The organism is Halobellus sp. EA9, from assembly GCF_051195055.1.
In the GTDB taxonomy this organism is placed as follows: Archaea; Halobacteriota; Halobacteria; order Halobacteriales; family Haloferacaceae; genus Haloquadratum; species Haloquadratum rubicundus.
The window spans coordinates 31,603-56,275 of sequence record NZ_JBNTJW010000006.1 but is presented as its reverse complement, the minus strand read 5'-3'; the positions used below and the strand labels follow the sequence as shown (position 1 = coordinate 56,275).

The following is a 24,673-nucleotide window of genomic DNA, read 5'->3' as shown; positions in this document are numbered from 1 at the left end:
CGCGTCGGTCGAACGCGATGTCGACGCGAAGGCTACCTCAGCCACGCGAAGAGCCCTCTGAACAGATTTTTGAATCCGATATTGCCTCCGAAGACCACGAGCACGAACAGGAACGCCAGCAGCGACAGCCCGTTGGCCGCGATCTGGGCGCCGCTCGCCGAGTCGAGTTGGGCCAGGAACAAGAGCGTCGCGAGCCCGCCACCGAGCTTCAGGAACAGCACCACGAAGACCACGGAGTCGGGATCCCGCGTGTCTCCGAGCCACAGCCACACGAAAGCGAGCGCGATACTGATCCAGTACAGTGTCGTCGGTCCCCAGGACATCAGCTCGATCCTCGCGCTGATCGACCGCACCCGTCGGCTCCCCGCTTTCGAGGGCCTCGTAGTGGCGCTCGGTCCTCGCACCGATGACGGTCTTTCGCGCTTACTACCACATACCAAATTACTCTCTCAATTCAATATACCGATACCAATCTCACGAGATATCGACCGTGCGAATCTTCGGCGAGCGCCGAGCCGTCTCGAATCCCGAGCAGAAACCGGAGGCTTAAACGGCTCTGGGGGCGTTCGCCCGAGTGCGGCGCGAGGGTGGCCGAGTCTGGAAAAGGCGGCGGACTCAAGATCCGCTCTCGTAGGAGTCCGTGGGTTCAAATCCCTCCCCTCGCACTTCTGAAGGCCAGATACGCCTGTTACTGGCAAAATTGCCCAAACGGTAGTCTGGTGTTTTCGGTTCCGCTTCGGTTTTCGTCCTCGACGGATGAGAGTGGGAGCGTTACTTGGCTCTTCGAGCTATCCACTATAGAACACTGCACTCGTAGCGTGCTAAAATCACATAATATATCTGAGTATTCGCTCGTCGAATGCGTACCGATAGTCGGAAAAACAAAGCATATATTTATTCTACGAGACTCCCCGAGCGTCCTGTAAGGGACATCGCCGATCTCACAGCGGAGTGATCGGCATAGTACCGGGCTAGCACCCCGAGACCACTGCTTTTCGTGCGGTGACGCGTACTATATAGCCGTCAGGAGAGGTCTTAGCGAGCTTCTTATGTCGCTCCCCGAAAGCAAGGGGTGACGCGAGCCGGGTCGTCACCGGCGGGATGAGCTCCGCGCCATACGCGCTCGCGTCGCTTCGTGAGCCGGTCAGTCCGGGTCCCCCCGTCCCGGACCGACCGTTCTTTTCCTCGCGGCGGTGCCCGCCAGCGACGACAGCGCCACGTTCAAAGCCCGCGGCGGCGACGGTCCGCTATGGCGGATCTCGGCAAGGTCGACCGCACGTTCTTCGACGAGTACGTCTTTCCGCGGCTCGGTGCCGACCGCGCGGACGTCGCGCTCGGCCCGACACACGGCGTCGACTTCGGGCTGCTGGACGTCAACGGCACCGCGGTCGCGATCGCGACCGATCCCGTTTCGATCCTCCCGGACCTCGGCTTCGAGCGCGCCGGGCGCTTCGCCCTCGACTTCGTCCTCGCGGACGTCGCCGTCTCGGGGCTCGCCCCGTCTCACCTCGCGGTCTCGTTCACGCTCCCGCCGGAGTTCGAAGACGAGTCGTTCGCGGCGATGTGGGACGCGATGCACGCCGAAGCCGAGGATCTCGGCGTCTCGATCGTCACCGGCCACACCGCCCGCTACGCGGGCTGTTCGCTCCCCTGGGTCGGCGGCGCGACCGCGCTCGCCGTCGGCGACCCCGCGGAGGTGATCCGTCCGGACGGCGCCCGCGCCGGCGACGACGTCCTCGTGACGAAGGGGCCGGCCGTCGAGACGACCGGACTGCTCACGACCCTCTTTCCCGACCAGATCGACCTCGATCCGGAGACGCTCGCGGCCGCGCAGGCCCGCCTCGACGAGGCCGCCTGCGTCCGGGACGCGATGACCGCGGCCGCGGCCGGCGGCGTCCACGCGATGCACGACGCGACCGAGTGCGGCCTCTTCGGCGCGTTCGTGGAGATGGCGACCGGCGCGGGCGTCCGGCTGGACGTCGCGACAGACCGGATCCCGTTCCGGCCGGGCGTCCGCGAGACCTGCGACGCGATAGGGATCGATCCCTGGCGGGCGACGACCGGCGGGACGCTCGTGCTGGCGGTCGATCCCGACCGGACCTCGGCCGTCGTCGACGCGCTCGAAGCCGAGGGCACGCCCGTCGGCGTGGCCGGAACCGTCGAGGCGGCCGGCGAGAAGGGCGAACCAGGTCCGGGCGTCGTCGTCGACGGCGAGGAGATCTCCCACCCCGAGGTCGACCCGTCGTGGCAGGCCTACGAAGAGCTCTCGCGGGCGAGCGAGAGGTAGCGTCGACCGACCTCACTCCAACTGCTCGGCGTACTCGCGGTCCAGCCGGTCGGCCTCGGGCCGCTCGCCGTCGAGTTCGATCCGCCAACCGTCGAGGGCGGTCGCGTCCGAGAGCGCGGCGTCGAGCGTCGCCCTGACGTCGTCGACGTCGACGCCGTAGTAGTCCCCGGGCACGCCGCTGAGGTACTGGAGCGCGGTGCGGAACAGCGACCGCATCCCGTCGTCGTCCTCGAAGTCGTAGTGCTTGTACGCGCCGGCAGCGACCTGGACCATCCCGTGGAGGAACGCGCTCTCTGTCGTCCCGGAGCCGTAGTTGTACCACTCGATCTCGAAGCAGTCGTGCGCCTCGTGGAACGCTTTCGCATTGTACAGCCGGACGCCGTGGACGGTCGCCCGGCGGAGGGTCCCGTGTTCCCACCCGTTCGATTCGATCCGCTCGGGGTCCCAGCCGGTGGGCGCACCGTAGGTCGGCGGGCCGACGGCGTCGTCGCGGGTGTGGTCGCTCACGGTCCCGCTTTGCGCTCCACAAACAAAGAGATTTGACTCTCCGTCGCCTCCGGACACGTGAATGCGAATATACGAACTCGGGGAGGGGACGCCCGAGGTCGCCGTCGTTGGCGCGGTCCACGGGGACGAGCCCTGCGGCCCGCGCGCGATCGAGCGGTTCCTCGCCGACGACCCCGACGTCGAGCGGCCGGTCAAACTCGTCGTCGCCAACGAGGAGGCGCTCGACGCCGGCGTCCGCTACCTCGACGAGGACCTCAACCGCGCGTTCCCCGGCGACCCCAACGCCGACACGCACGAGGGGCGACTGGCACACGACCTGGTCCGCGAGCTCCGCGGCAAGACCGTGCTCTCGCTGCACTCGACCCAGTCCTACGCCGAGCCCTTCGCGCTCGTCGACGGGATCGACGCCGTCACGCGCGCGATCTGCCCGCACCTCCCGATGGAGTACGTCGTCGAGACGGGCCAGTTCGCGGTCGGACGGCTCATCGACCACGCCCACACTATCGAAGTCGAGTGCGGTCTCCAGCGGAGCGACGAGGCCGCGACGAACGCCTACTGGATCGTCCGCGCGTTCCTTGCTGCGACGGGCGTCCTCCCGGCGCCGATCGAGGGCGACGTCGAGCCGCCGCTGTCGCTGCACCGCCGCGACGAGACCGAGGTCACGGTCTTCCGACTCCTCGATCAGATCCCGAAGGACCCCGCCGAGGACTACCGCGTCTTCGTCGACAACTTCCAGCGCGTCGCGCCCGGCGATCCCGTCGCCGCGGCGGACGGCGAGGCGTACAATGCCGAAAACGAGTTCTATCCCGTGTTGCTCTCGGCCCACGGCTACGAGGACGTCTTCGGCTACGCGGCCGACCGGATCGGGACGCTCGCGTAGTCTCGGGCCGTTCCTCGCGTAGGCATCGGGCCGTTCGAGACGTCGTAGCGTCGTAGCGTCGTAGCCGCGACTACGACTCCGGCGGCGCCAGTTCGACGAGCTCTAGGTCGCGGTCCAGGTAGCAGAACTCGTGTGGCGGCTCGCCGCGCACCTCGTCGATCCGGTACTCCGACTCGAAGTCTGCGCCCTCCGGAACGCAGTACTCGTGGCTCGGACACTCGGTGTGCGGACAGGGACCGGGTAGGGACACCTTGCTGCCGGCGTAGGCGCCCTTCGAGGCCACGTTGGCGGTGATCGAGGCGGGCTCGACCTCGACGGCGCGGACGCCGGTGTCGTGGACCGCACAGTCCAGTAGCTGCCCGCTCTCTCGTACGTCCGTCACCTCGTAGCGGACGCCCTCGGTGAGGTTGAGACACTGCTTCCGGTACGGACAGCCCTCGCAGGCCGCCGACTCGCCCTCGTAGACGAACTCCGTCCCCGGAGACGCGAGGCGATCGCCGATGAGCGTGACCTGGGACATCTGGATCTGGCCGTGACTACTCGGCGCGCGCGGTTAAGCGTGTGCGTCCGCGCTCGCGCACCTGCTGCGCTGTGGCGAACAGCCGGCACTCCGTTCCGAACTCCCCCGCGCCGACGTGCCGAGCGACCGCGGCCCGACGCGGGACGTGTGTCAGTACACACGCCTCCTGGCTTCGAATCAGTATAAGAACCTACGCGGCGCCGACCGCCCCCTACTGCGGTCGCGCGCCCGTCCCCGCGAGCCCGCGGTCGTCGAGGGCGCCCAGCCGGATCTCGCTCCCCTCGGTCGGCACGCCCGCGTATTCGTCGTCCGCGAGCAGGAGCGCGCCATCGAGGTCGGCGTAGTCGACGAGCGGCGCGAGGTTGCAGGCCGCGGCGATGGCCGCGTTCGTCTCGATCATACAGCCGAGCATCACTTCCAGTCCGTGCGCCCGCGCGGCGTCGACCATCCGGCGGGCCTCCGCGAGGCTGCCGCACTTCATCAGTTTGAGGTTCACGATGTCGGTGCGGTCGGCGACCGCGGGGACGTCCGGGAGCCGCACGCAGGACTCGTCGACGGCGATCGGCAGCGGCGAGCGATCGTAGACGAACCGCAGGCCCGCGGGGTCGTCCGCGGATACGGGCTGTTCGACGAATTCGACGCAGTGGGGTTCCAGGTCTTCGATCGTCCGCACCGCCTCCCGCGGCGTCCAGGCCTCGTTGGCGTCGACTCGGATGCGCGCCTCGGGCGCCTCCTCCCGGACGGCGGCGACGATTTCCCGGTCTCTGTCGGTCCCGAGCTTCACTTTCAGGACGTCGTAGCCTTCTTCGACGGCCGCGCGCGTCTTCTCGCGCATCCGCTCTGTCGAGTCGAGGCCGATCGTGAACGACGTCTTCGGCGTCCGCTCGGGGTCGAGCCCCCACTGGCGGTACAGCGGCACACCGAGGCGCTTGGCGGCGAGGTCGTGGAGCGCGATATCGACCGCGGCGTGCGCGGCGGGGTTGCCGGCGACGACGGCCCGCCGCTCGCGTTCGATCCGCTCGATTGCGTGCGGATCGCCCACGTCCTCGACGACGTCGAGGAGGTCTGGCAGGACCGCCTCGACCGTCGCCGGCGTCTCGCCGTAGTGCTCCGAGGGCGCGGCCGCGCCGATGCCCTCGTGTCCCTCCCCGTCGCGGATCCGCACGACGACGTTCTCGGCGTCGGTCTGCGTGCCGCGCGAGATCGTGAAGGCGTCGGCGAGCGGGAGCGAGAGCCGCTCGAACTCGGTCGTGAGCGTCGTCATTCGTCGAGGATGGCGTCCAGCACCGCGTCCGCGTCGAAGCGGACGGGATCGGTCGCGGGCGCGCCCAGTTCGTCGGCGAAGTCGTCGACCGCGGCGCGGGCCGCCTCGTCGCCGTCGACCCCCGAGGTGTTCAGCGCGCCCGCGACGACGTCGCCCTCGTGGACCGGGGCGGCGAGCCCCTCGTAGAGGTCGACGTACTCCCCAATCGGCGGGAGCGCGAAGTCCTCGTAGCCGTGGATCGCCTCCCGGCCCGCGGCGTGACAGAGCACCATCGAGTCGGGCATCGCGCCGTGGAGGATGCCGCAGGTGACCGCCGAGTACGCCGGGTGGACGATGCTGCCCTGCCCCTCGACGAAGAGGACGTCGTAGTCGTCGCCGACTTCGAGGAGCATCTCCTCGACGGCGCCCGCGGTGAAGTCAGAGATCACGCGGTCGATCGGGTTCCCCCAGCCCGCGATCATAATTCCCGTCTGCCCGGTCGGGATGAAGCCGGCGTCGACGCCGCGCTCGCGGGCGGCCTCCATCAGTTCGAGCGCGACCGTCATCTTCCCGACCGAGCAGTCGGTGCCGACCGTCAGGACGACCTCGGCGTCGACGTCGGCGCTCTTCCCGGAGGCGACCGTCAGGTCCTCGGGCGGCTTCCGGACGTCGCGGAGGTCGACGCCGTGTTCGTCGGCCAGCGCCGCGAACTCCGCGTCGTCGGCGAGGAAGTAGTGGAGGCCGGCGACGACGTCGCAGCCCCGCTCGATCGCCGTGCGGACGTCCGGGCGCCAGGAGTCGTCGAAGCCGCCGCCGATCGGCGCGATGCCGACGAGCAGCGTGTCGGCGTCGGGCGCGTCGGTCATCGACTCGACGATCGGGACCTCGGGCAGGTCCGCGCGGTGGTCCGCCGCCGTCGTCCCGGCGCGGTCGCGGTCGAGGACGGCGACCACGTCGTAGTCGGCGTACTTCAGGACGCCCGTGGCCGTCTTCGCGCGCTCGGGGAACTTCTCGTGGGCGAGGACGACCACCCGCTCGGCGCCGTCGGCGTTTCCTGTCATAGTCGAGAACAGGCCGAGGGCTGATTTAACGGTCGTGGTCCGCGCGTCGGGCGTCGACCGCAGCTACAACCGCCCACAACCTCGGAGGATGGATTTGATGCGTGCCTTCTACTCGTTCCTCGGTATAATGAATAAAGACTGAAACTACGCCGTAGTTCGGACTGGCGAAGAGCTGTCTCCAAACACTTCATTTCCGTTCAACCCCTCCGGCCCGCTCAGAGCATAAGTAGTCCCGTTGCAACAGCGGTCGTCACCACTGCAATTGGGAACCCAACTCGAACGAGTTGAACGACCGAGATGTCGATCCCGCGGCGACTCGCTTGATCCAGAACGATCAGCGTCGCAGCGCTCGCCACGGGCGTGGCGTTCCCAGCGAGCGTGCTCACCGCGGCCAGCACGTACCATGACTGCGGGTCGGTGACCGTCGTCGACAGCAGCACAACCGCCGGGACGTTGCTCACGACGTTCGAGAGCAGAAAGATCACGGCAGCGAACCCGATTCCATCCTCGACCGTCCGGAGACGATCAACCAGCGCGGTCCCTTCGAGACTCCCGACGAGAACGAATAGGCCCACAAAGAGGACGAGGATTCCCCAGTCCATCTCCGAGAGGATCGCATTTCCCGGCACTTTTCGGAACAGCTGTAGCCACGCAAGATGGAGCACGCCCATCGAAGCCGCAACGATGCCCGCATTGGTCGCTGGGAACACTGCCAACAGTACGAAGGTCGCGAGGAGAAATCCACTGCTGGAGAGCGCCCACTGTCTATCGAGATCGGGCAGCGACACCGTTGATCGAACGGCTGTTCCGTCGTATCTGACGGCCAAGAGAACACTCGTAACGAGCAATGAGAGGAACGCGACGGGAGCCAGCGTCGCCACGAACGCGACGGTCGAGAGCCCGCTCTGACTCAGAATGTACGCGTTCTGGGGATTGCCGAGCGGTGTCGCGAGGCTCCCGATGTTCGCCCCGAGAATAACCGCAATCAGTGGTCCGGTCGGCGTCGTGTCAGTCTCCTCGACCGCCTGGATCAACACGGGCGTCATCAACAGGACGACAGCGTCGTTGAGTGCGAGCGCGCTGAGTCCGGCGGCGACCCAGAGCGTGCCGATGACGAGTCGCCGGACGGTCCCAGTTCGCCGCACGAGGAGCGTCGCCGCCCACGGGTAGAAGCCGCTTCGAGAGAGCGCTTCGACGTGTGCGAGCATCCCGAACAGGAGCAGGATCGTCTCGGTATCGATGCCCGCGAGCGCCCGTTCGGGTGAGATGGCCCCGAGCGCGACGACGACGACCGCCCCGGTCGCCGCCGTGACGGCACGGGTGAGCGGATACACGCGAATCTGGCGGAAAAAGAGTAGGCCGAACGTGAGGCCGACCAAGCCAGTTACTAGCGTCTCCGAAACCATTCAGTGATACTCCGTCCAGTCCCCTTGTGAACCCACCAGATTTCGATCTGGATTCACGATCCACAGCTGGAGTCCTCGGCTGATAGCAGCTGTACGAGTCGGTCAGTCACGCTCGGATCGATCACCCCAGCCAGTTCCATCGCCTCCGACTCGTGTGTCTCCAGTTCGAGCACACTCCAAGAACAAGTACGATCGACGCATCTACGACACCTGGCAGTCTGTCGCCCGCTCGCACCCCGCGTTCGTGAGCCTTGCCCCTGCGTACGGCCGAATATCAGTGACTCTTCGTTGTTGAGTCGCTGGAACATCTCCGTCGCTGACGGCGGGGATCAGTCGAGTCGATCAGCGACAGCTCCGGACCAGAGTGGCACCCCACCACGTCGTGATGCGATGTACACTGCCAGCAGGTAGTGATTGCCTCCGCTCATCTCGCCTCGGGTCCGTCCCAGGTCTCTTCTGGTGATTCTTCAGTTTGGTCAATCGACGCCGTCTCAGTGTCCGTTGCGTCGTCACCGCCACCGAAAAGCGCGAGATACACCCACGCCCACGCCTTTGCTCGCCGTCGACGAGGCCCGTCACCCATCGGTCACGCCCTCCGGACCAGATGGTCTCGCACGGTTCGTTGGCACTTCTGACACGTTTCATTGAGCGTCGCCACCGTCGCCAGGATCGGATGATCGACCGGGAAATCCTGATAGAGGTACGGCATGAGGCTTCGATGGCGGACGCCGGCGTCGACACCGTTGTTCGTCGTCTTCTGGAGGAATTCTTGCCGGTCGCGAACCACCTCCTCACAGCGGTCGCGATGATCGGTAAGCGTTTTGTGGCGCTGTTGTAGCGCATCGAAGCCGAGGTCGGTCAACGGCCTCTCGTTCGCGTCGACGATCCAGGCGACGATGTCGTCGACCGCCGCATCCGCCTCGCCGAGGTGCGCTTCCTCGCGTTCGAGCGCTTTCTGTAGCGCTGTCGCCTCCGCCTGTCGAGATTGCGCTTCAGCAAGCACCAGCTGTTTGAGTTCTGGGCTGAACGAGGCCTCCGTCGTCGGCGCGAGTGCCACGGCGATCGCATCTGTGAACTCCTCGCGAATCGTTTCCAGCACGGATTCGGGTTCGTCGACATCGGCAACGCTGTGTGGGCGAATCGTCTCAGCGAACGCTGTCCGGATCGTTCGACAGCTATCGGCACTGGACGCGTCCACGGAGAGGTGGGTGACTCCCCCGGCTGTTGTGAGGCCAGCCATCGACGCCGGCGTCTGCTCTGGCTGTTGTTTCTGTACCCGACGGATGAATGTCTCGTAGGCGTCCCGCATCTCGGCGACGGTCTCCTGCTCGGATCGAGCGCGGCGTTGTGCCTGTTCGACGTAGGTGTCGACAACCATTTTACACCTCCCCGTCGATCGGCGCACTCACGAGGCCGTTCTGATCGCCTATGTCCGCGAGAACGCACGTGAGTTGCCAGCCACTATCCACGGCGGTCACCTGGATGGATCGTGGGCGATGTTCCGCGTGATGGCGGCAGAGTTCGAGGGTCACCGGCAGCACAGGGAGTCGGTCGTTTTCTGCCGAGAGTGCGTAGCCGGAGATCCGTACGACGACGGCTCCAGCACCGCCATCGAGGTCGACGGAGTATGGTGAGCGCGTGTAGCTTTCGATGATCCCCCGTTGTTCGAGCGCATCAAGCGTCGCGTCGAGGGGATTGGTGTCGTCGGTGGGCGTTTCGAGTCGCGCTGCGGCATCGGCGAGGAGGTCGGCCTGGTCAGCAGGAGCCAGGCGCTCGTAGAGCTCGCTGGCCATACTCTCGAGGAGACACAGACAGAGTTCGTCGGGGTCACCGACGGCCTCGGCGTGCTCGAAGTACGCGTCCATGACGGCGCTTTCGACGCCGTCGTATCCCGACTCAGAGAGCGTCTCGAAGACCGCCCCGGCGACGCGGTGACAGAACTCGACGAGGTCACGCCGCTCGGGCGTCGCGCTGTCGGTGAGGACGGGCTCGGTGAGACTGTTTTGTGGGCTGTCTGTCTCCGATTCCCGTGCCTGCGTCGCTGCCGTGTCTCGCGGTGGTTCCTCACAGACGATTAGATCGTAGTAGGGAACCTGCGGATCGTAACGCCGGAGCGCCGAGCGGTATTGCTCGGTGGCGCGAGCGGCGGCCCGCGCAGTCGCCCGGTCCGGGAACCGGTTGCCGGCCGCTGGGATCGGCCGGTCGCCCGTGCGGCCACAACGGAGGTAGTACTGCCCGTCCTCGGTCGCGAGGGCTTCGATGTGTTCCCTGATGTCGATGAGCGTCGGGCCGACCATAATCGGTGCGTTGCGTTTCGAAGTGAGCCACGCGCGTGGCAGCCTATTCGAGGCGGCGGGACGATGTGACGACTACGATTCAGCAGCCTCGTCGAGCATGCGGTGCAGGGCCTCGACGGACCCGGCGACGTCGCTCGGCGGCCGCGCGGTTTCGAGTTCGCGACGGAGGACCTCGAGTTCCTCGCTGACTTCCGAGCGGGTCTCGCTGTCGAGGGCGGACTCGAAGCCGGCGAATCGCTCCTCCATGCGCTTGAGGAACCCGCGGGCGTCCCAGTACTCGCCGTACAGTTCGATCACTTCCTCGTCCGTGACGGCGGCGTCGTACTCGTCGGCCACCCGGTCGGCGAGCGCGAGGAAGACTGCTGCGTCGAACGAGGTACTCCCGGTGTACTCGTCGGGGACAGCGACTGACACTGCCTGCTCCAGCAGCGGGAACACGTCGCCCGTGACGAACTGCTCGTACTCGCTTGCGCTCAGCGACGCGACGCGTTCGTCGGCCGCGAGCAGCTGCTCGAACAGTCGGCTCGCGAGGTCGGGGTTCGAGGCCTGGACCGGCGGGAGGACGCTCATGACGTAATCCGGCGCGTGACCGGCGTGCAGGGTGGCGTCCTCGTCACCGAATCCCGCCAACGCGACCGACGAGTGGAGGTGTCCTCTGATCTCTTCGACGCTCCTGGCGTACGCGAGCGCGCCGTCTCGCCCGTCGACGGCGGCACTCGGGAGGTCCGCGGCCGCCGCCGTCTCCATCCGGAACCGAAGCGTCGTCCCGCGCACGTCCTCGGCCGCAACGACGTCCTCCATTTCGGTTCGGAGTCGGGACAGCGCCTCGCTCCCGGCACCGTCAAGTGCGGACTCCGCTTGCGCGTACCGGTCTTCGATCCGGACGAGGAATCCACGCCCGTCCCAGTACTCGCCGACGAGGTCGATCGTGCCGGCGGACGGCACGGCGGCGCTGTACTCGTCGGCGATCCGCCCTGCAAGCGCGTTCATCACCCGGACGCTGAACGAGGTCGACCCCCGGAGGTCGCTCGCGACGACCGTTTCGACCGCCCGGCTGAGCATCGGCAAAACCTCCTCGTTGAGGTACTGGCGGTAGGCACTCGCCGCCATCGACTGGACGCGATTGGCCGGCGTTTTGAGCACTGCGCGGAGCTGCGTGGCCAACTCGGGATCCGTGTCACGGACCGGCGGCAGGATCGCACCGAAGTAATCTGACGGATGGCCCGCGTGAAGGGCGGCGTCCTTCCGTCGGCCCTGTTCGAGTAAGTTCGCCGACGAAGCCAAGTGGCCTCTGACCTCTTCGACGTTCCGGACGTACTCGACGGCGGGGGAGATCGCCTCGAGTTGTGCGATCGCGGTTGTCGCGTCGACTGCCTCGGTGTTATCGCGTTGTGTGCTGGCTGCCGCACCAATACCGAACAGTGCGGTTCCGGCGAGACACCCTGCCGCGCGGACGATCGTTCGCCTTCGTGGCATATTTTTAGGTTGGCCTAAAACATCAAAAGAGTGTCGGTGCGTTTTCTGAGGCGGATGCGTGTCGAGCCGCCCAGCGCGTCAGTGTGTCACAGTCTGTTTGTCCAGGAGGTATCCGGTCCTTCGTGACGGATTTCGGATTCAGCGGCCCCGTGAGACGATGTATGAGTTCACGTATCGGTGTGCTGGAGGCTAGCTGCGTACTCGTTGACGAGATCGTCATCCATCTGTTCGAGCAGCGCCAGCTGCCCCTCGCGGTCGCGACGCTGCCACTCGTCGGCGTCGATCTGTCGGTCTATGAATTCGGTTCGTAGATGCTCAAGCGCCGACTCTGCGAGAGTGGTCTCGACCCCGTCCACGAGGATCTCCTCTTCGAACCATTCGCGGGTGTGGTCGGCCCACTCCTCATCTCCGGCGTACCGCCCTACGTGCACGACCCAATCGACGTAGTGGTCTGCAACGGCGGGCCAGTAGCGGGCGGCGATATCGCTCATTCGGGACGATATCGCCGCGTGCGCTCCGTGACCCGCACTCACAATCGCCTGGTGGACCGTCTCGGCCGTCATCCATCCCGCGGCGTACAGGCCGTCGACGCCGGTGCGCCCGCGGTTGTCGGTGTCGACGAACGTCTTCCTGCGGTCGATGATGCCGACGCGGTCGACGTCCGCCAGATAGCCGACCGCGTTCTTCGTCGCCGCAATCGAGATCACGGCCGCGAGTGTGTCGGGAGCGTCCTCGGCGACGGTTTTCAGCGACTGCAGGCACTGCTTGCGTGTGGTGGGGGCGACCTCTGGGAGACGGGCGAGGGTTATTCTGAGTGCGCCGGTATCAGCTTCTTCGAGTGCCTGCTCCAGTTCACTGCGAAGCGATCGTCTCTCGTCATAATTCGAGTCAGTCATCCAATGGTCTCGATTAGTGGTTTCAACAGTGACAGAGTCCAAAAGGCTCCATCCAACGGAACCCGCCCACATCTCTGACGATTGATTCCAATCCGTAGCGTAAGTGGCCTATACGTCTCCGCGGACGATTGCGGCCACGTCGGCTCTCGCGAAGAGTTCCGTTTCGGTGAAGGTCTCCGGATAGTACGCTTTGGCGAACCGTTCAGTCAGGAACAGGTTCTGGATGGGGCCCTCATAGATGGGGCCACCACGGAAGACCTGATCTTTCTTGACGGCTGTGAGTTGGCTCGCTACCTCGTGGTTTTTCATGTACGCAACGACGGTGTTCTGGAACTCCTGTGCGGTCTTGGTTTCGTGACCACGCAGGAGGATGGAATCCGGGTCGACCTCGAGAAGCGTCTCGTAGTCGATCGTACCACGTTCGCTCGTCGACAGCCCCTCGAGACCCGTCTCTGCGAAGGCGTCAGTGATGCCTAGATCATGGAACTGCTTCTTGTTCGTCCCCTTCCCCGAGAGTCGATAGGGATAGAACGACTCTGGCTTGTCTTTGCCCTGCCAGAGTAGCGCAGCGTTCGGTCGCTGGTCAAGTCCCGGAAGGCGGGCCTGGATACCAGCGATGAAGTCGTCGTGGAACGACGCGAACTGCTGGTATCGGTCCTGCTCTTGGAACACCTGGGCGACTTTTTCGAACGCCTCGTACATCGTGTAGTACCGATAGTCGTGCCACTTGTCCGTCCGACGGAAGATAACGTTCCCGAGGAATGGGGCCTGATTCTCGACGAGTTCGTCGATATCCTTCTGTTCCCAGCCCTTGAAATTGTTCAGCAGCCAGTTCGGGTCGATTAAATGGAGATCCGCACCAATGCTGTAGAATGTCTCTTTGCCAACCCCACCATCGTACAGCGTTGTAAGACTGCTCTTGTCAATAGAGACGCCCTCTAATTGATCGTAGTAGTCGGTGTGATATCGCGACGGAAGGCCGACGGATGCGACGGCGTCAGCGTGCCCAAGCGCAACCGACATATCTGCGTACCCGGGGAAATACATCGCCACCGTTTTCGGGACTGCGTCGAACTCGACTGTCCCGACGGGCTCCATCATCACAGAATACGATTGTGCGGCTTCAGTCGTCGTGGATGTAGACTCCGTCGTCGTTGAAGTCGACGTTGGCGTAGAGGTAGACGTCTCCCCGCTGTCAGCCTGACCCGAACAGCCAGCAAGGATCGTTCCGAGTGCTGCCCCGCTTGTTGCGATGAATCGTCGGCGGTCCATACTTTTTAGGCCAGCCTAATCAACGTTAAACGTTTCGAAGTTTAGGCTAGCCAAAATCACGAGGAACGTGGGACGACAGTATATTTCAGCGTGATTCAACATAGAGGTCCCGGCCTCAGGGACCGAGGTGCGTAGCGCCGAGGGAGTAGAATGAGGTAGTTTACAGAGGGCGGAGCGTGTCATAGAACTGTCCCCTGTGGGGTTGTTTTTACTGTGAACTACCCTACCCTACTCGCTCACGGCTGACGCCGTTCGCTCCTTGAGGGTAGGGCTTCCTGCTTCCACGACGCGCTTTGCAGACACGGAGGTGTCCACAGGGAACGCAGTCTCCACGGGCGTTGATTCGGAGTGTCCCACTCCTACATCTTGTAGACCGCGCGAAAGGATGTTCCACGCCGCGTTCGCGTCCCTGTCCGCCTCAAACCCGCAGGCGGGACAGGAGTGTTCACGGACCCACAACGGCTTCTCTGTCGAAACGCCGCACGACGCGCACTCCTTGGTCGTCCCTCTCGGGTTGACCGCGACGAAGTGCGTTCCTTCACGCTCGCACTTGTATTCGAGCAACGAGAGGAACGTTCGCCAAGCGGCAGACGCAGTATTGCGGCTGTTCGACGGACTTTCTGTCATCCCCTTCACGTTCAGGTCTTCGACCGCTACGAGGTCGTATTCCTGGGCGTAGTACGCCGAGAGCTTGTGCAAGAAGTCGCGGCGCTTCCGTCGGAGGTCGGCGTGACACTCCGCGACTCGACGCCGTTGCTTCTCGTAGTTGTTCGACCCGTGCTGTTTGCGCGAGAGCTTCCGTTGCTCGCGCTCCAAGCGGTCGCAATCGTCTGAAAGGTCAAGCGACCCGACCGCCGCGCCGTCGGTGTCGTGGGCGTACGTGAGAATCCCAACGTCGATACCGACACACGTCTCGGGGTTCTCAGGCGGGTCGGGTGGTTCGCGGTCCATTTGGACGCCGAAGGTGGCGAACCACTCGCCCGTCGGTCCCTTCTTGACCGTGACCTGTTTGAGTGTCGCGTCGTCGGGGATGGCGCGGTGAAGCCGAATCGGTATGTCTCCGAGTTTCGAGAGGGACAGCACAGTCTGACCGCCCTTCCTGTCGAGCTTGAAGCCAGACTGACTGTACGTGAAACTGCGGAACTCCCGAGGCGGCTTCCATTTGAGTTGACCGACGCCGTAGCCGTTCTCCTTGAGTTTGGAGAGGCCTTTGAGGTTGTTGAACAGCCGTTCTACGACGGTTTGGAGAACCTTCGAGTACACGTCGGAGAGGTCGTCCCACCACTCCTTGAGGTCGGGGAGTTCCGACCGCAGGGTGGTCATAGACGGCAGTTCGCCGTGTTCGTCTTGGTACTCGTTGAGGCGGTAGAGCGTGTGGTTGTAGAGTTGCCTACAAATGTCTCGGTGGCGGTCCAACTCCTCACGGTGGGCGTCGGACGGCTTGAGACGGTAGTTGTAGGCGTAGTACATTCTACTCGCGTTGGTCCTCTACGTACTGTTTCAGCACATCCAGCGACACCTGCCCCGTCGAGATGAGGCAGTATGAATCGTTCCAGAACGAGTCGCCCCACAGTTCGGTCTTGAGTTCGTCCGCGTACTCGTTGCGGATACGGCGGGCGGTCGCGCCCTTGGCCGTGTTGATGAACTTCACGAGGTCTGTGGTTGGTTTCGCTCGGAAGAGGATGTGTACGTGGTCATCCTCGCCGTCGAGGTTCGTCAGTTCGACACCGTAGTTGTCCGTGAACCCGCTGATGACCTCGTGAATGAATTGGGTTCGCTCCTCGGTTAGCACTCCGCGCCGATACTTCGTGGTGAGTATCAGGTGGTAGTGCAGGGAAAACGTCGAGTGCGCTCCCGAGTCGAGGTCGTACTCCATTGGGTTCGGTCAATACTATGCTACCCTACTGCAACAAACGTTGTGATTGGGTGGGCCTGTGGGCCTGCCACCGAATCGTGAATGAGAACTGTGCGGCGCTGTATCCCCTCCCGTTCGGTCGGCGCTCGCTGAGGAAGGGGGCTTAGCGCCTCAATTCAGCTAAAGTCCGTCGAATAGAATAGTAGATAGAGAGTGCATCACACGTCTTTAGATAAGCCCAATAGTAATATTCTCGATCAAATTATGCCTAGTAGTGTTAGATCGGAAGAATACGTAGCTGACGCTCTTGCTCTCCCAAGATCAAGCAATACGAGTTTCTTTAAAACAAGAATTTCCTACCATAGCGGGTCCGAATAGGCCGTATTCAGCCGATAAATACATCTGAACGGTATTACCGAGAGTATTAGCTATAGACGCATAACAGGGCACAATTACTCAAAAGGTTGAGTCGCCCAATTCAGTCGTCTAGAACGGTGGGCTGTAATCCTCGTATTCGTCCATCTCGTCCATCTCGTCGGTCTTTGAGGGCATTACCGCAGCACGCGGGCCGCCTGACCGGACGACCTCGACATCTTCGAGACCCTCGACGCTCTCGGGGAGTCGGCGTTCGATGGCCTTCATCGTCATCGGAGCGATACCACATCCCGAACAGGCGCCACCGATCACAACGGTCGCCGTCCCTGCTTCCTCGTCGACGTCGCGGATTTCGAAGTTGCCGCCGTGTTGTTGAATCTGGGGAACTTCGTTGCTCAGGTAACTTCGCGTCTGTCGTTCGAGTCCTTCTGCGCTCATAACACTCTCACGTTGGAACCATAGTGTCATAAAACTTTTGTATTAGGTGGGCCTAAAAATACCGGCCACAGAGATTCTAAAGTCCGAATATCAAAATAAGCGGCACGTCATTTATGGAATCTAGCAATTTTTCGCACCGCCTAAAAGTGGGCTGGGCCGCTGCTGTTCACACATTTTGGTCTCACTACCGTACGACGTCCGCTACCGCTCGATTGTACTGACCGATCTCGGGGTCGGGACGCATCGTCCATCGATGTTGGCTGCGGTCAGGAAGTCTCGGTATCGGTCGTCGTCGACGAGTTTTCGCCCCCGGAATGTGATGAGGCGTCCGTCTCAGTGGGTAATGTGTCCGCGAGGCGCTTGGCAACGGTCGGACTCACGAGTCCGGCCAGTTCCATCGCCTCGCTCTCGTAGTCGTCCAACTCCAAGAGGCTCCGGAAGAACCACGAGATGGTCACGTAGGTTTCGTGCAGTTCTTCAGCACGCTCGCGCCCTGCGTCTGTTAGCGTCACTCCTTTGTATGCCTCGTACTCAACGAGCCCATCCTCCTCGAGTCGCTGGAACGTTTCAGTGACGGTCGCCGGCGAGCGGTCCAGCGTCTCTGCCACCGCATTCGTCCGGATCGGTGGGTCGTCCTGATGACCGAGGATGTACACGGACAGTAGATACTGTGCAGCTTTGCTCATCGTTCCTCGGACTGGTCTCGCGTGAGAGTGCTGTTGGGTACCTCCTCGTCGATCACTTCGGTGTCGGCATCAGAACAGTCATCGGGGCCGAACAGTGCAGCGTACACCCACGCCTTTGCACGCTGTCGACGAGGTCCCTCACCCATCGGTCATGCCCTCCGGCCCAAGTGGTCTCGCACGGTTCGTTGGCATTCTTCACACGTTTCATCGAGCGTCGCGACCGTTGCGAGCACCGGATGGTCGACCGGAAAATCCTGATATTGGTACGGGATGAGACTTCGATGGCGGACGCCAGCGTCGACACCGTTGTTTGTCGCCTCTTTGAGAAATTCCTGGCGGTCGCGGGCCACATCTTCACAGGAGGCGCGATGGCTGACCAACGTCTCGTGGCGCTGTTGCAACGCGTCGAAGCCGAGGTCGGTTAGCGGCGTCTCGTTCGCGTTGACGATCCACGCGATGATGTCATGGACCGCGTCGCTCGCTTCGCCGAGGTGGGTTTCCTCGCGTTCCAGTGCGTTCTGTAACGCGGTCGCTTCCGCCCGTCGGGATTGCGCTTCGGCGAGGACCATTTGTTTGAGTTCTGGAGTGAACGACGCCTCTGTCGTCGGCGCCAGTGCTACGGCGACCACGCGTCGGGGACGATTGGCAGCGCGTACGCGCTCTCCTGGGTGAACACCGCGTCGATGGTCGTCCCGAGCACGATGGGCGTCACGATGTACCGTTCCGTACGCGAGCACGCTCGTGACCAGACCAATCGTGAGCCACAGCGCGTGGTCGGGTGTATAGGCGCCGAAGAGTCGCCACAGGGGACGCTCGACCTGCTCGCGGTAGGCGTCCAGTTCGGTTCCGAACTCGCCGCTGGCGGCCATCAGTCCTCCCCGCCGTCGGCCTGGGCGACAGGCTTGGCCGGCCGTTCGCGTTCCTCGTCGTCGTGGCGCGCTCTGAGCGGCTCGATTCGTGGGCCATGCGGCGTGAGATCAATCTCGGCGTCGATCTCGAACACTTCCGCGAGCAGCTCTTCGGTGACGACCTCTTCGGGCGTGCCACGCGCTTGAATCGCGCCGTCTTTGAGCGCGACCATCTCGTCGGCGAGTCGCGCCGCCTGCTGGATGTCGTGGAGGACGACGACCACGGTGATGTCGCTCTCCGTGCGGAGGGTTTCGACGATCTCCATCACCTCGAGTTGGTGGTGCAGATCGAGGAACGTCGTCGGCTCGTCGAGCAGGAGCACGTCGGTGTCCTGGGCAAGCACCATCGCGATCCACGCGAGCTGTTTCTGCCCGCCGCTGAGACTGCCCACTTCGCGGTCGCGCAGATGCTCACAGCCGGCCAGCTCCATGGCACGCTCGACGGCCTGCTCGTCTTCGTCGGTGACGCTCTCGAAGAACCCGCGATGGGGGTAGCGGCCGTGGTAGACGAGGTCCTCGACGGTGATGCTGTTGGGCGAGGTGCTCTCCTGTGAGAGCAGCCCCATCGTCCGAGCGAGCTCTTTCTTGTCGAACGTCTCGATCGCTCGGCCGTCGACGAGCACGGAGCCAGCATCGGGGGCGAGCTGGTCGGAGAGTCCCTTCAGGAGCGTGCTCTTGCCGGAGCCGTTCGGGCCGATCAGCGCCGTCACGGCTCCTTGTTTGGCCGTGAAAGACTCGCCGTCGATGATCGGACCGTCGCTACTCGGATACGAGAGAACGAGCCCCTCACCGTCGAGACTTCCACCGGTTTCGCTTCCGGACTGCTCGTCGGTTGTGCTCGCTGAGCTGCTCCCGTTCGTCCGTGGATCCGTGGTTTGGTCGTGTGACATCAGATTTCACCCATCTCGTCCTGCTTGCGCATCAAGTAGAGGAAGTATGGGCCGCCGATCAGCCCCGTGACGATGCCGACGGGGATCTGGACGGGATTGAGCGCGAGTCTCGCTCCCACGTCGGCGGCGACCATCAGTGCCGGGCCGGCGAACACACAGCCGATGACGAGTTTCTTGTAATCGCTGCCGACGATGTTGCGGACTATGTGCGGGACGATGAGACCGACAAAGCCAACGATCCCCGCCACCGCGATGCTCGCAGACGCCGCCAGCACCGCGACTCCGGAGAGCGCGAAGCGAACTTTCTCAACGCTCATCCCCAGTGAACTCGCGGTCTGTTCTCCGAGCAGGAGGACGTTCAGCTGGCGGGAACTGATTAGTGCGAGCAGCATCGCAACGGCCGTCCACGGCAGCGCCATCCGTACCTGCTCCCAGTCGGTGCCCGTCAGCGAGCCGGTGGTCCAGGCGATGGCGGACTGGACGACACCGATGTCGTCGGCGAAGAAGAACAGCCCCGTCTGGACGCTTCCGAAGACGGTGCCGACGATGGCGCCCGCGAGCACGAGTCGGACGGGCGAGGTGCCGTTCTTCCAGGCGATGGCGTAGACGATCAGGAACGCAACAGCACCGCCGACGGAGGCGATCAGCGGCAGGAACGCCGCCAGCCCCGAGAAGACGACCAGCGTCAGCAGGATCATTAATCCTGCCCCGGAGGAGACGCCGAGGATGAACGGGCTGGCGAGTTCGTTCCGGGTGACCGACTGGAATATCGCCCCCGAGACGGCGAGGTTCATCCCGACCAGCGCCCCGACGAACACGCGTGGCAGCCGGATGTTCCAGACGATGAGACTGCGCTTGTTCATCTCCGGGACCTCCGCGCCCAGTAGGAACGCTTCCCACGCCTGGGCGTTGAAAATAACGTTTGGGTTGAAGACGGCCTGCCACGCCTCGACGATACTCATCGAGAACGCGCCGAAGCTCACCTGCACGAGGCCACTGCCGACGATGACGGCGAGGCTGCCGACGATGAGCGTGAACAGCGAGCCGTCGAACCAGCCGAACCACTGCTCGCGCCAGCTGGTCACATCGGTTTCTGAGGCGGTTTCGGTCGCCATCTATCCGGGCACCTCCGGAACGTCGAGATCGGCTGCGTGCTCTCGGATCAGGTCGTCGTCGACGTGGTCGAGTAGCCGTCGATGGGCACGCTCAGTACGGTGTTCGACTTCCGCCTCGTCGACCTGCCAGCCCTGTTGCTCCTTAGCGAGCTCGTGGGATTTGCGCTGGACAAACTCGTCGTCTAGGCCGTCGGAAGCGGACTCGATGGTGTACTCGGCGCTGCGTTCGAGCCAGTCGTCACCGGCGTAGCGACCCTGCTGGACCACCCAGTTGGTGTGGTCGGCGGCGGCCTCCCACAGTCCCTCTTCGACCCGGCGGTAGTCGGTGACGACATCGAGGCCGACGCGAGCCCCGTGGCCGCCGCCGATGACGACGATATCGTACTCGGTGGTTTCAGAGGTTCCCATTGATGATGTCTGCAACCCGCTGGCGGTCGAACAGTCGTTCTGCGTCGGTATGCTCCCCAAGTCCTTTCCACTCTCCGAACTGCTCGGGATAGAGCTGCTTGGCAAGCATTTCGGTATTAAACAGGTTGAAAATCGGCCCCTGTGCCGGGTCAGCACCCATATACAGCCGGCCGTTTTGTACTGCAGTGAGCTGTGCGCCAAACTCGTTTTTTCTGAGCGGTTCGAAAAAACGGTTCTCGTATCGCTCCCTCGGGTGTTCCGCACCCCACTGGATGAGAATGACATCCGGATCAACTTCCAACAGGAGTTCGTAGTCGATAGTCGCTTTATATGATCGTCCCTCAAGTGCGTCCTCAAACGCGTTTATTGCGCCGAGGTCACGGTATTGCTTCCCTTCAGTTCCACCCCGAATAAAATCCCGTACATCGAACCGACCTTCATCCGGCTTGAAACCACCAGTAAACATTCCAACAGTTGGGCGCTCGCTCTCGGGCGGAAGTTCCGGTCGGATCTCGGAGAGGAGTTCGTCATGAACCGTTTCGAACGCCTCGAATCGTTCCTGTTGTTGATACACCTGGGCGTACTTTTCGAACTGTTCATACAGCGAATACATCGGATACTCGGGATACTCTTCGGGACGTGGTGTCCGGTTAAAGTGCCCAATAAACGGGCCAACTCGATCCGACACTTCACCGATCTCTTCATTACTCCAGCGTGCTCCGTCGCCGATTCGCAGTGTGTTTGGATCGATGAGATGGACATCCGCATCCGCTTCGTAGAACAGTTCCGGGTCGACGGTGCCACCCACTTTAAGTCGGATTGCGTCCGTCGGATCGAACGTCACGTCCGGAAGTTGGTCCATCCAACGTGTAAATCCTGCGAGCTTTTTGGGTTCACCGTATGCGACGAGTCCGTCACCCTGTCCGAGTGCGTATGCCATGTCCGCTTCGGCAGCGTCCAAGCTCGCCCAGGTTTCAGGTACCTCGTCGAATTCTACTCGTCCGGTCGGCTCGATTGTGACCGAATATGACTGGTCCCCGGATGACTCCGCTGTTTCGTCTGTCGATGTCTCGCCTTCGGGACTGCTATCTCCGCTCCCGCCGGTACAGCCTGCCAAGAGGCTACCGCCAACGACCGCGCCGCCGTACTTCATATAGTCACGCCGCGTTGGTGTCCCGTGATCGCTGGAATCGTCTGCCATACGATTTAGGATAGCCTAAATACCGAAAAACGTTCCGAATTTTAGGCAGGCCAAAATATCAGCGAGGCGCACCGCAGCGCGGACACATCGGCGGCCCATTTTCAGGTAGGTCGAGCCCACAGTGCGGACACGCATCGCCGTCAGGAGCAGTCATCTCCTCGACAACGGCGTCCGTCCCGTCTCGAATCGATTCGATTGTGCCGACCCTCTCGGGAGCGTCCGCGGACTGGTCGCTGGCTACCTGCCGTCGGCAGAACGCCAGTCGGTCGGTCAGGAAGGTCGGCGGGTCCTCGTGCGTGCCCGCAACATCATCGGGGTCGAACTCTGACCCAGCGCCAGTCTCGGACGTGGCAAGTAGTCCGAGCGCTTCGGCCGCCCGCCCCTGCACGTACGGGTTCTCGTCACCGAGTCGCTCCTGGAGCGGTTCCGCCGCCTCGGCCAGTTTGTCTGGATACTCACACCCGACGACTACCAGTGCCGTACAGAGGTGGTATCGGACGAGTTCGTTCTCGTCGTCGAGGTGCTCGGCCAACGAGTTGACCTGATGACGAAGCCGACGCGGGTCGCCGAGTGCGACGTGGGCCAACGCCTTCGCGAGTTTCTCCTTGACTTCGGGTTCGTCGAACTCCAAGCCGATGCGAAGGTCGGCCAGCGTCTCCGGATCAGTGACTTCCTCGGGCGAGTCGACCGCGACGTAGCCGAGTGCTTCCGCACTTCGCGCCCGGACGTAGTAGAACTCCTCGTCGTCGGCCAGCCGATCGGCGAGGGCCTCGATGGCTGGCAGGACGGCTGCCGGTTCGGACTGCGCGAGCGTGACGAACAGCTTCGCGGTCGTTAATCTGATCGCGCGGTCTTCGTCAGTCAGAAACGTCGAAAGCGGCCCAGCGAGGCCGTCGAAAGAGTGTGGTGGCTCTTCAGCTATACCACGAACGGCTCGCAGTGAACGCTTGCGAGTCTCAGCATCAGCCGCACCGAGCCGGTCGAGACACGCTACAGCTTCCTGGTGGTTTCCCTCCTCGAAAAGGGCAGCCAGGCGGTCGGGCGTTGGCGACTGATCCGGTTCACTCATCGACTTGGTTGGGTATGTGACCTGGCTTTCACGACCAGTCGCTTCAATCCGATGGTTCTGCGCTGGCCTGCAAAGCCCTTAGGAGCCTCCTATCGAGGGAGGATTATTGGTATAGACAGGATCGCGGCTACTTCTATCACGCCGACACAAACGCGAATCGATGTCGGAGACGCTGGACCCGCTTTCGGATCGCGCCTCCCGGATGACTCACGCCTACAAGACAGGAATCGAACTCAGGGAAGCACTACAAGATGGAGTGTGTCTCCGGGCGGCTGTGAGCGAGGTCACCATCTATATCGAGCATCTCGATGACGGCTATCCGGACTGGCACCCAGCACCAGATTCGTTCCAAGGGATGCTCCGGCGTTTCATCTATCGGGAAATCACGGGTGACAGTTACCGGACTCTCGAAACGTATCAGGAACTCGCCGAGCCGTTCGGACTGGATCATGTCCCCGACAAATCAGTGCTTTCGCGGACTTGGCGAAATCGCTTCGATGATGGCGTTCACGAGTACGTGACCGTCGCCGCCCACTTTGTCGTCAAGGAACTCCACGACTACGGTCCTACTGTCCCCGCTGTACGCCCCAAAGAGGAGGTCACAGACTCGAAGCCGGAGTCAGCTGAAGATGATGAGCAGGACGAGTCTACGAGTACTGAGTTCTCGGACGAGCAGATTCGCCGGACGACACGCCTTGCACGAGACCACGGGTTCGATGGGTTCGACTCCGGGCGAGCGCAGAACGCCTCCTACGAAGATACTCGGTTCTTCGAGTTACAGACGTTCATAGGGATGGTTGGTTGTGGGACTGCGCAAGGAGCCGCTCGCTTCCAATACCGCCGTGGCCGAGAGTGCAGGCCGCATGGCGACACGCACCTGCGGGCGGTCAAGCAGTTTGATCCCACGGAACTCGTTGAGGGGTTCGACCACGCCAGCGACCGCTTGCTGTCTGCCATCGCTGATGAAGCATCGTTTAGACGTCCAGTGACAGCAGCGATCGACATCACGACTGTCCCCTACTACGGCGACGTCGAAGGAATGCCTATAGTCAGTGAGATGCAAGGCGACGAGGAGCGAGCATTCAAATTCGCGACGTTGTCGGTAGTGGGTGAGAACATCCCGCTCGTCCTGGCGATCGAACCAGTTCGAGAGAGTTCAGCCTGGGACGACAACCTGCCCAATCAGATCCACCGCGTCGTCCGTCGATTGGTTCGGCGAGCGAAACAGCTAGTTCCAATCGAGACAGTGCTCTGCGACCGCGAGTTCGACTCGATGCGTGTCTTTCAGACGTTGTCCAATCTCGGTGTGAACTACCTCATCCCGAAGCGAATCACCAGTACGGAGAAGGAGGTGATTGAGACGATGGAGAGTGATGGGGAAGACGTGGCCGTCGAATCGGCCTCTGTACATATTGAGTCGGGAGAACACTCGATGCAGTTTCTGTACGTCCCGTCGACGAAAGGCGATGGAACTGCTGTGTTTGCGACGAATCTCAGAGTCGGGCCCGATGAGGCGGAGCCGTTCTGTCGGCGGTACAGTCGCCGATGGCAGATCGAAAACGAGTACAAGTCCATCAAGAACGATTTCCTCGCAAAGACCTCCTCGAAAGACTACCGCGTGCGGTTGTTCTACTTCGTGTTCGCGGTCTTGCTCTACAACATCTGGCGGTTCACGGATTTCCTGCTGAAGGCGGGCGTTGATGACGAGATGGACTATGCGCCCGTGTTGACCGCGGGCGAATGCGTCGAGATTGTCGTTTCGGCGCTGATCCCACCCGACTGACCGGTCGCTCCCCTACGGGTTTGCCACCTGAGAGTGGTAACGCTGTTCAGCGACTCCAGAATCCAGCAAATTTTGGACGCTTTATTGGCAGATTGGACCA

25 protein-coding genes and 1 tRNA gene are annotated in these 24,673 nt (G+C 62.9%); 4 read left to right on the top strand and 22 right to left on the bottom strand.

The features are described from left to right. Positions 1–32 precede the first annotated feature (32 nt). Positions 33–323 carry a hypothetical protein gene (locus tag ACQUQ0_RS09090; RefSeq protein ID WP_435184679.1) on the bottom strand — a complete coding sequence of 97 codons (291 nt, stop codon included), beginning with the start codon at positions 321–323 and terminating at the stop codon, positions 33–35. 258 nt (positions 324–581) lie between these two features. Here ACQUQ0_RS09090 and ACQUQ0_RS09085 point away from each other — a divergent pair. Then, positions 582–665 (top strand) — tRNA-Leu (locus ACQUQ0_RS09085). Positions 666–1,249: 584 nt separating this feature from the next. Continuing rightward, positions 1,250–2,287, top strand: coding sequence for an AIR synthase family protein (locus tag ACQUQ0_RS09080; RefSeq protein ID WP_435184678.1), 1,038 nt, complete (start codon positions 1,250–1,252; stop codon positions 2,285–2,287). 12 nt (positions 2,288–2,299) lie between these two features. Here the strand turns inward: ACQUQ0_RS09080 and ACQUQ0_RS09075 are convergent, their stop codons facing one another. Continuing rightward, a complete protein-coding gene (locus tag ACQUQ0_RS09075) occupies positions 2,300–2,794 on the bottom strand; it encodes a DUF309 domain-containing protein (RefSeq protein ID WP_372390473.1) in 495 nt (164 codons plus the stop codon). 61 nt (positions 2,795–2,855) lie between these two features. Between ACQUQ0_RS09075 and ACQUQ0_RS09070 the strand changes: the two genes are divergently transcribed. Next, on the top strand, positions 2,856–3,674 hold the full coding sequence (locus ACQUQ0_RS09070; RefSeq protein WP_372390470.1) for a succinylglutamate desuccinylase/aspartoacylase domain-containing protein: 819 nt from the start codon (positions 2,856–2,858) through the stop codon (positions 3,672–3,674). Positions 3,675–3,744: 70 nt separating this feature from the next. On the opposite strand, the gene ACQUQ0_RS09065 is transcribed toward ACQUQ0_RS09070, so the two are convergent. From ACQUQ0_RS09065 to ACQUQ0_RS08970, 20 genes are all read right to left on the bottom strand, one after another. Next, a complete protein-coding gene (locus ACQUQ0_RS09065; protein WP_435184676.1) occupies positions 3,745–4,194 on the bottom strand; it encodes a UPF0179 family protein in 450 nt (149 codons plus the stop codon). 211 nt (positions 4,195–4,405) lie between these two features. Further along, a complete protein-coding gene (locus ACQUQ0_RS09060; RefSeq protein ID WP_435184675.1) occupies positions 4,406–5,458 on the bottom strand; it encodes a dipeptide epimerase in 1,053 nt (350 codons plus the stop codon). Further along, entirely contained in the window at positions 5,455–6,498 is a 1,044-nt protein-coding gene (locus ACQUQ0_RS09055; protein ID WP_435184674.1) for a DUF1611 domain-containing protein, read from the bottom strand. Before ACQUQ0_RS09055 ends, ACQUQ0_RS09060 begins: the two co-directional genes overlap by 4 nt. Before the next feature lie 215 nt (positions 6,499–6,713). After that, a complete protein-coding gene (locus ACQUQ0_RS09050; protein WP_435184673.1) occupies positions 6,714–7,904 on the bottom strand; it encodes an SLC13 family permease in 1,191 nt (396 codons plus the stop codon). 586 nt (positions 7,905–8,490) lie between these two features. Continuing rightward, positions 8,491–9,282 carry a DUF7260 family protein gene (locus ACQUQ0_RS09045; protein WP_435184672.1) on the bottom strand — a complete coding sequence of 264 codons (792 nt, stop codon included), beginning with the start codon at positions 9,280–9,282 and terminating at the stop codon, positions 8,491–8,493. Between the two features lies 1 nt (position 9,283). Then, positions 9,284–10,201 (bottom strand): DUF7551 domain-containing protein, encoded by a 918-nt coding sequence (locus ACQUQ0_RS09040; RefSeq protein WP_435184671.1) that lies wholly within the window; start codon positions 10,199–10,201, stop codon positions 9,284–9,286. 72 nt (positions 10,202–10,273) lie between these two features. Beyond that, positions 10,274–11,677, bottom strand: a complete 1,404-nt coding sequence (locus ACQUQ0_RS09035) for a hypothetical protein (RefSeq protein ID WP_435184669.1) — start codon at positions 11,675–11,677, stop codon at positions 10,274–10,276. 167 nt (positions 11,678–11,844) lie between these two features. Further along, positions 11,845–12,573 (bottom strand): hypothetical protein, encoded by a 729-nt coding sequence (locus ACQUQ0_RS09030; protein ID WP_435184667.1) that lies wholly within the window; start codon positions 12,571–12,573, stop codon positions 11,845–11,847. 108 nt (positions 12,574–12,681) lie between these two features. Further along, positions 12,682–13,845: an ABC transporter substrate-binding protein gene (locus ACQUQ0_RS09025; protein WP_435184666.1), complete on the bottom strand. Its 1,164-nt coding sequence runs from the start codon at positions 13,843–13,845 to the stop codon at positions 12,682–12,684. A 228-nt stretch (positions 13,846–14,073) separates the two neighbouring features. After that, on the bottom strand, positions 14,074–15,315 hold the full coding sequence (locus ACQUQ0_RS09020; RefSeq protein WP_435184665.1) for an RNA-guided endonuclease InsQ/TnpB family protein: 1,242 nt from the start codon (positions 15,313–15,315) through the stop codon (positions 14,074–14,076). Position 15,316: 1 nt separating this feature from the next. Further along, positions 15,317–15,721 carry an IS200/IS605-like element ISHmu6 family transposase gene (gene tnpA / locus ACQUQ0_RS09015; protein WP_435184663.1) on the bottom strand — a complete coding sequence of 135 codons (405 nt, stop codon included), beginning with the start codon at positions 15,719–15,721 and terminating at the stop codon, positions 15,317–15,319. A gap of 465 nt (positions 15,722–16,186) precedes the next feature. Further along, the gene (locus ACQUQ0_RS09010; RefSeq protein WP_435184661.1) at positions 16,187–16,513 is read right to left on the bottom strand and encodes a NifU family protein; all 327 of its coding nucleotides are present in this window, start codon (positions 16,511–16,513) and stop codon (positions 16,187–16,189) included. 266 nt (positions 16,514–16,779) lie between these two features. After that, positions 16,780–17,199, bottom strand: a complete 420-nt coding sequence (locus ACQUQ0_RS09005) for a metal-dependent transcriptional regulator (protein ID WP_435184659.1) — start codon at positions 17,197–17,199, stop codon at positions 16,780–16,782. Further along, positions 17,196–17,345 carry a hypothetical protein gene (locus ACQUQ0_RS09000; RefSeq protein WP_435184658.1) on the bottom strand — a complete coding sequence of 50 codons (150 nt, stop codon included), beginning with the start codon at positions 17,343–17,345 and terminating at the stop codon, positions 17,196–17,198. The genes ACQUQ0_RS09005 and ACQUQ0_RS09000 overlap by 4 nt, the downstream gene beginning before the upstream one ends. Positions 17,346–17,348: 3 nt before the next feature. Beyond that, positions 17,349–18,068: a DUF7260 family protein gene (locus ACQUQ0_RS08995; RefSeq protein ID WP_435184657.1), complete on the bottom strand. Its 720-nt coding sequence runs from the start codon at positions 18,066–18,068 to the stop codon at positions 17,349–17,351. Continuing rightward, positions 18,068–18,997 carry an ABC transporter ATP-binding protein gene (locus tag ACQUQ0_RS08990; protein ID WP_435184656.1) on the bottom strand — a complete coding sequence of 310 codons (930 nt, stop codon included), beginning with the start codon at positions 18,995–18,997 and terminating at the stop codon, positions 18,068–18,070. The genes ACQUQ0_RS08995 and ACQUQ0_RS08990 overlap by 1 nt, the downstream gene beginning before the upstream one ends. Continuing rightward, the gene (locus ACQUQ0_RS08985; RefSeq protein ID WP_435184654.1) at positions 18,997–20,112 is read right to left on the bottom strand and encodes a FecCD family ABC transporter permease; all 1,116 of its coding nucleotides are present in this window, start codon (positions 20,110–20,112) and stop codon (positions 18,997–18,999) included. Before ACQUQ0_RS08985 ends, ACQUQ0_RS08990 begins: the two co-directional genes overlap by 1 nt. Continuing rightward, complete coding sequence (locus ACQUQ0_RS08980) at positions 20,113–20,520, bottom strand: hypothetical protein (RefSeq protein ID WP_435184653.1); 408 nt, start codon at positions 20,518–20,520, stop codon at positions 20,113–20,115. Then, positions 20,507–21,721, bottom strand: coding sequence for an ABC transporter substrate-binding protein (locus ACQUQ0_RS08975; RefSeq protein WP_435184652.1), 1,215 nt, complete (start codon positions 21,719–21,721; stop codon positions 20,507–20,509). The genes ACQUQ0_RS08980 and ACQUQ0_RS08975 overlap by 14 nt, the downstream gene beginning before the upstream one ends. Positions 21,722–21,779: 58 nt before the next feature. Continuing rightward, on the bottom strand, positions 21,780–22,790 hold the full coding sequence (locus ACQUQ0_RS08970) for a HEAT repeat domain-containing protein (RefSeq protein ID WP_435184651.1): 1,011 nt from the start codon (positions 22,788–22,790) through the stop codon (positions 21,780–21,782). Between the two features lie 160 nt (positions 22,791–22,950). On the opposite strand from ACQUQ0_RS08970, the gene ACQUQ0_RS08965 reads away from it, so the two are divergent. After that, on the top strand, positions 22,951–24,573 hold the full coding sequence (locus ACQUQ0_RS08965) for a transposase (protein WP_435184650.1): 1,623 nt from the start codon (positions 22,951–22,953) through the stop codon (positions 24,571–24,573). Positions 24,574–24,673: the final 100 nt, after the last annotated feature.

Bases quoted from the DNA above. Each gene is read 5' to 3' on its own strand.
- ACQUQ0_RS08970 (WP_435184651.1), bottom strand. From the start codon at position 22,790: ATGAGTGAACCGGATCAGTCGCCAACGCCCGACCGCCTGGCTGCCCTT.
- ACQUQ0_RS09040 (WP_435184671.1), bottom strand. From the start codon at position 10,201: ATGGTCGGCCCGACGCTCATCGACATCAGGGAACACATCGAAGCCCTC.
- tnpA (WP_435184663.1), bottom strand. From the start codon at position 15,721: ATGGAGTACGACCTCGACTCGGGAGCGCACTCGACGTTTTCCCTGCAC.
- ACQUQ0_RS09070 (WP_372390470.1), top strand. From the start codon at position 2,856: ATGCGAATATACGAACTCGGGGAGGGGACGCCCGAGGTCGCCGTCGTT.
- ACQUQ0_RS09000 (WP_435184658.1), bottom strand. From the start codon at position 17,345: ATGGGTGAGGGACCTCGTCGACAGCGTGCAAAGGCGTGGGTGTACGCT.
- ACQUQ0_RS09065 (WP_435184676.1), bottom strand. From the start codon at position 4,194: ATGTCCCAGGTCACGCTCATCGGCGATCGCCTCGCGTCTCCGGGGACG.
- ACQUQ0_RS09080 (WP_435184678.1), top strand. From the start codon at position 1,250: ATGGCGGATCTCGGCAAGGTCGACCGCACGTTCTTCGACGAGTACGTC.
- ACQUQ0_RS09020 (WP_435184665.1), bottom strand. From the start codon at position 15,315: ATGTACTACGCCTACAACTACCGTCTCAAGCCGTCCGACGCCCACCGT.
- ACQUQ0_RS09025 (WP_435184666.1), bottom strand. From the start codon at position 13,845: ATGGACCGCCGACGATTCATCGCAACAAGCGGGGCAGCACTCGGAACG.
- ACQUQ0_RS09050 (WP_435184673.1), bottom strand. From the start codon at position 7,904: ATGGTTTCGGAGACGCTAGTAACTGGCTTGGTCGGCCTCACGTTCGGC.
- ACQUQ0_RS09010 (WP_435184661.1), bottom strand. From the start codon at position 16,513: ATGAGCGCAGAAGGACTCGAACGACAGACGCGAAGTTACCTGAGCAAC.
- ACQUQ0_RS09060 (WP_435184675.1), bottom strand. From the start codon at position 5,458: ATGACGACGCTCACGACCGAGTTCGAGCGGCTCTCGCTCCCGCTCGCC.
- ACQUQ0_RS08985 (WP_435184654.1), bottom strand. From the start codon at position 20,112: ATGGCGACCGAAACCGCCTCAGAAACCGATGTGACCAGCTGGCGCGAG.
- ACQUQ0_RS09090 (WP_435184679.1), bottom strand. From the start codon at position 323: ATGTCCTGGGGACCGACGACACTGTACTGGATCAGTATCGCGCTCGCT.
- ACQUQ0_RS08980 (WP_435184653.1), bottom strand. From the start codon at position 20,520: ATGGGAACCTCTGAAACCACCGAGTACGATATCGTCGTCATCGGCGGC.
- ACQUQ0_RS09030 (WP_435184667.1), bottom strand. From the start codon at position 12,573: ATGACTGACTCGAATTATGACGAGAGACGATCGCTTCGCAGTGAACTG.
- ACQUQ0_RS08995 (WP_435184657.1), bottom strand. From the start codon at position 18,068: ATGGCCGCCAGCGGCGAGTTCGGAACCGAACTGGACGCCTACCGCGAG.
- ACQUQ0_RS09035 (WP_435184669.1), bottom strand. From the start codon at position 11,677: ATGCCACGAAGGCGAACGATCGTCCGCGCGGCAGGGTGTCTCGCCGGA.
- ACQUQ0_RS09005 (WP_435184659.1), bottom strand. From the start codon at position 17,199: ATGAGCAAAGCTGCACAGTATCTACTGTCCGTGTACATCCTCGGTCAT.
- ACQUQ0_RS08975 (WP_435184652.1), bottom strand. From the start codon at position 21,721: ATGGCAGACGATTCCAGCGATCACGGGACACCAACGCGGCGTGACTAT.
- ACQUQ0_RS08965 (WP_435184650.1), top strand. From the start codon at position 22,951: ATGTCGGAGACGCTGGACCCGCTTTCGGATCGCGCCTCCCGGATGACT.
- ACQUQ0_RS08990 (WP_435184656.1), bottom strand. From the start codon at position 18,997: ATGTCACACGACCAAACCACGGATCCACGGACGAACGGGAGCAGCTCA.
- ACQUQ0_RS09055 (WP_435184674.1), bottom strand. From the start codon at position 6,498: ATGACAGGAAACGCCGACGGCGCCGAGCGGGTGGTCGTCCTCGCCCAC.
- ACQUQ0_RS09045 (WP_435184672.1), bottom strand. From the start codon at position 9,282: ATGGTTGTCGACACCTACGTCGAACAGGCACAACGCCGCGCTCGATCC.